Genomic DNA, 5165 nt, shown 5'->3' on the forward strand with positions numbered 1-5165 from the left:
CCCCATGGTCTATAGGGGGCCTTACCAGATTAATCTGTGGGAGCCCTCATCTTGAAGCGTGCTTCCCGCTTAGATGCTTTCAGCGGTTATCACTTCCCAACGTAGCCAACCAGCCGTGCTCCTGGTGGAACAACTGGCACACCAGAGGTTAGTCCGTCCCGGTCCTCTCGTACTAAGGACAGCTCTTCTCAAGACTCCTACGCGCGCAGCGGATAGGGACCGAACTGTCTCACGACGTTCTAAACCCAGCTCGCGTGCCGCTTTAATGGGCGAACAGCCCAACCCTTGGGACCGACTCCAGCCCCAGGATGCGACGAGCCGACATCGAGGTGCCAAACCATGCCGTCGCTATGGACGCTCGGGCAAGATCAGCCTGTTATCCCCGGGGTACCTTTTATCCGTTGAGTCCTGGCGCTTCCATGTGCCACCAGAAGATCACTAGTCCCGACTTTCGTCCCTGCTCGAGATGTCTCTCTCGCAGTCAAGCTCCCTTGTGCACTTACACTCGAAACCTGATTGCCAACCAGGCTGAGGGAACCTTTGGGCGCCTCCGTTACCTTTTGGGAGGCGACCGCCCCAGTCAAACTACCCATCAGGCACTGTCCCTGAACCGGATAACGGTCCTAGGTTAGATAACCAGAGTGACCAGAGTGGTATTTCAACGATGACTCCACCCGAACTGGCGTCCGAGCTTCACAGTCTCCCACCTATCCTACACAAGTCACACCGATCACCAATACCAAACTATAGTAAAGGTCCCGGGGTCTTTCCGTCCTGCTGCGCGTAACGAGCATCTTTACTCGTAATGCAATTTCGCCGAGTTCGTGGTGGAGACAGCGCCCAAATCGTTACTCCATTCGTGCAGGTCGGAACTTACCCGACAAGGAATTTCGCTACCTTAGGATGGTTATAGTTACCACCGCCGTTTACTGGGGCTTAAGTTCAAGGCTTCGCCGTGAGGCTAACCCTTCCCCTTAACCTTCCAGCACCGGGCAGGAGTCAGTCCGTATACATCGTCTTACGACTTGGCACGGACCTGTGTTTTTAGTAAACAGTCGCTTGGGCCTGGTCTCTGCGACCCTCAACGCTTTCGAAGCAAGTTCTACTACGCATCGGGTCCCCCTTATCCCGAAGTTACGGGGGTATTTTGCCGAGTTCCTTCACCACGATTCTCTCGATCGCCTTGGTATTCTCTACCTATCCACCTGTGTCGGTTTGGGGTACGGGCGGCTCATATCTCGCTCACGAAGCTTTTCTAGGCAGCATAGGATCACTCTTACGACCACACAAAAGCGGCCGACCCATCATGTCTCAGGCACAAGAGATGCGGATTTGCCTACACCTCGCCCTACACACTTAGCCCGGGGATATCCAAACCCGGGAAGAGCTACCTTCCTGCGTCCCTCCGCAGCTTGCCTACTACAAGATCGGGTCACAGACTCAACCAGCCACAGACCCGAAGGTCCGACGGCCGGCCTCGCATGCTTAGCATCACTCGCCTCAGCACGGACGATATTTCGCCGGTACGGGAATATCAACCCGTTGTCCATCGACTACGCCTGTCGGCCTCGCCTTAGGTCCCGACTCACCCAGGGCAGATTAGCTTGACCCTGGAACCCTTGGATATTCGGCGGACGGGTTTCTCACCCGTCATTCGCTACTCATGCCTGCATTCTCACTCGTGTGCTCTCCACGACCGGGTCACCCCGCCGCTTCACCGCGCACACGACGCTCCCCTACCCATCCACACAACCTCACGGTCTAAACATGTGAATGCCATAGCTTCGGCGGATAACTTGAGCCCCGCTAAATTGTCGGCGCAGAATCACTTGACCAGTGAGCTATTACGCACTCTTTCAAGGGTGGCTGCTTCCAAGCCAACCTCCTGGTTGTCACCGCAACTCCACATCCTTTTCCACTTAGTTATCGCTTAGGGGCCTTAGCTGATGATCTGGGCTGTTTCCCTCTCGACTATGAAGCTTATCCCCCACAGTCTCACTGCCGCACTCTCACTTACCGGCATTCGGAGTTTGACTGATTTCGGTAAGCTTGTGGGCCCCCTAGACCATTCAGTGCTCTACCTCCGGTAAGAAACATACGACGCTGCACCTAAATGCATTTCGGGGAGAACCAGCTATCACGGAGTTTGATTGGCCTTTCACCCCTATCCACAGCTCATCTCCTCGGTTTTCAACCCAAGTGAGTTCGGGCCTCCACGACGTCTTACCGTCGCTTCACCCTGGCCATGGATAGATCACTCCGCTTCGGGTCTAGAGCACGCGACTCAAACGCCCTATTAGGACTCGCTTTCGCTACGGCTACCCCACACGGGTTAACCTCGCCACGTACCACTAACTCGCAGGCTCATTCTTCAAAAGGCACGCCGTCACCCCCACAAGGAAGGCTCCGACGGATTGTATGCGGTCGGTTTCAGGTACTATTTCACTCCCCTCCCGGGGTACTTTTCACCTTTCCCTCACGGTACTTGTCCGCTATCGGTCACCAAGGAGTATTTAGGCTTAGCGGATGGTCCCGCCAGATTCACGCGGAATTTCAGGGGTTCCGCGCTACTTGGGAATCACTCAAGGGAGTGACCAGCATACGTCTACAGGAGTCTCACCTTCTACGCCACGCCTTCCCAGACGCTTCGACTTCACTGATCATTTCTTACTCCCCGGTCGCACGGCAGCACAACCAAGAACAACCCCACAACACCCCCACTGCAACACCTGCCGGCTATCACACAGTGAAGGTTTGGCCTCTTCCGCTTTCGCTCGCCACTACTCACGGAATCACTATTGTTTTCTCTTCCTACGGGTACTGAGATGTTTCACTTCCCCGCGTTCCCTCCAACTGCCCTATACATTCAGGCAGAGGTCGCCGGACATGACTCCGGTAACTTCAAGGTTTCCCCATTCGGACATCCCCGGATCACAGCTCGTTTACCAGCTCCCCGAGGCTTATCGCAGGTTACAACGTCCTTCATCGGCTCTTGGTGCCAAGGCATCCACCGACCGCACTTAGTAGCTTGTCAAAATCTACAAAGATGCTCGCGTCCACTGTGAAATTATCAACACACACACGGAACCCCACCCAGAACCAGCCACAAGACCAGAACCAGACAGGACCGCCATGATCAGAGAAACCGCCACCCACAACATGGGCAACCGACCCCTCAAAACCCAACAACGTACCTCACGACACCCACCAACCAGACACCACACTTTCCACACCCCGAAAACGAAGCAGTACTCACACAGCACCCAACCAACAGACATCTCCAGCCAATGTTCCACAAACCAGAGCCACCGGGCCGATGACACTCGCACCAGACCCCGGCAACACATCAACCACCACCCCACCCCAACAAGAGGCGACGCGGCAGCCAACGGCTCCTTAGAAAGGAGGTGATCCAGCCGCACCTTCCGGTACGGCTACCTTGTTACGACTTAGTCCTAATTACCGGTCCCACCTTCGACAGCTCCCCCCCGCAAAACGGGTTAGGCCACCGGCTTCGGGTGTTACCGACTTTCATGACTTGACGGGCGGTGTGTACAAGCCCCGGGAACGTATTCACCGCAGCGTTGCTGATCTGCGATTACTAGCGACTCCGACTTCATGGGGTCGAGTTGCAGACCCCAATCCGAACTGAGACCGGCTTTTTGAGATTCGCTCACCCTCACAGGCTCGCAACTCTTTGTACCGGCCATTGTAGCATGCGTGAAGCCCTGGACATAAGGGGCATGATGACTTGACGTCATCCCCACCTTCCTCCGAGTTGACCCCGGCGGTCTCCTATGAGTCCCCGGCATTACCCGCTGGCAACATAGGACGAGGGTTGCGCTCGTTGCGGGACTTAACCCAACATCTCACGACACGAGCTGACGACAGCCATGCACCACCTGTAAACCGACCCAAAAAGGGGGCACCTATCTCTAGATGTTTCCGGCATATGTCAAACCCAGGTAAGGTTCTTCGCGTTGCATCGAATTAATCCGCATGCTCCGCCGCTTGTGCGGGGCCCCGTCAATTCCTTTGAGTTTTAGCCTTGCGGCCGTACTCCCCAGGCGGGGTACTTAATGCGTTAGCTACGGCACGGAGAACGTGGAATGTCCCCCACACCTAGTACCCACCGTTTACAGCGTGGACTACCAGGGTATCTAAGCCTGTTTGCTCCCCACGCTTTCGCTTCTCAGCGTCAGGAAAGGTCCAGAGAACCGCCTTCGCCACCGGTGTTCCTCCTGATATCTACGCATTCCACCGCTTCACCAGGAATTCCATTCTCCCCTACCTTCCTCAAGTCAGCCCGTATCGAAAGCAAGCTCAGAGTTAAGCCCTGAGTTTTCACTCCCGACGCGACAAACCGCCTACAAGCTCTTTACGCCCAATAAATCCGGACAACGCTCGCACCCTACGTATCACCGCGGCTGCTGGCACGTAGTTAGCCGGTGCTTCTTCTCCCACTACCGTCACAAAAAGCTTCGTCATGAGTGAAAGCGGTTTACAACCCGAAGGCCGTCATCCCGCACGCGGCGTTGCTGCATCAGACTTCCGTCCATTGTGCAATATTCCCCACTGCTGCCTCCCGTAGGAGTTTGGGCCGTATCTCAGTCCCAATGTGGCCGGTCACCCTCTCAGGCCGGCTACCCGTCGAAGCCTTGGTGAGCCACTACCTCACCAACAAGCTGATAGGCCGCGAGTCCATCCCAGACCAGAAAACCTTTCCAACAAACCCCATGCGAGGAAAGCTGAATATCCGGTATTAGCACCTGTTTCCAGAAGTTATCCCAGAGACTGGGGCAGGTTACTCACGTGTTACTCACCCGTTCGCCACTCGTGTACCCCCGAAGAGGCCTTACCGTTCGACTTGCATGTGTTAAGCACGCCGCCAGCGTTCGTCCTGAGCCAGGATCAAACTCTCCGTCGAAAAAAACAAAAACCAACCACCCCACCAAAAAAGGCAGAACAGCCAGCCAGTCTCAAACAACAAAAACTTCAACCACTGACACAATCCAAAAAACTGGATCGTCAATCATCAAAGGAATCCCAAACCCAACCCCCAAAAAAGAGGGAAAGGCCACGGGAAAAAACAGACACAGCCACAAACAACCATGCCTGCAAAAAATTGGCATTGACTTTTAAAGTACGCTGTTGAGTTCTCAAGT

General features: G+C 55.0%; 2 rRNA genes. Both read right to left on the minus strand.

The annotated features are described in order from the left end of the window. Positions 1-3034 (minus strand): 23S ribosomal RNA (locus tag P6N53_RS18380); the annotation flags it as partial. A 366-nt stretch (positions 3035-3400) separates the two neighbouring features. Continuing rightward, a 16S ribosomal RNA gene (locus tag P6N53_RS18385) occupies positions 3401-4927 on the minus strand. Between the last annotated feature and the right edge of the window lie 238 nt (positions 4928-5165).

The organism is Desulforamulus aquiferis (genome assembly GCF_030577015.1).
Taxonomy (GTDB): domain Bacteria; phylum Bacillota; class Desulfotomaculia; order Desulfotomaculales; family Desulfotomaculaceae; genus Desulfotomaculum; species Desulfotomaculum aquiferis.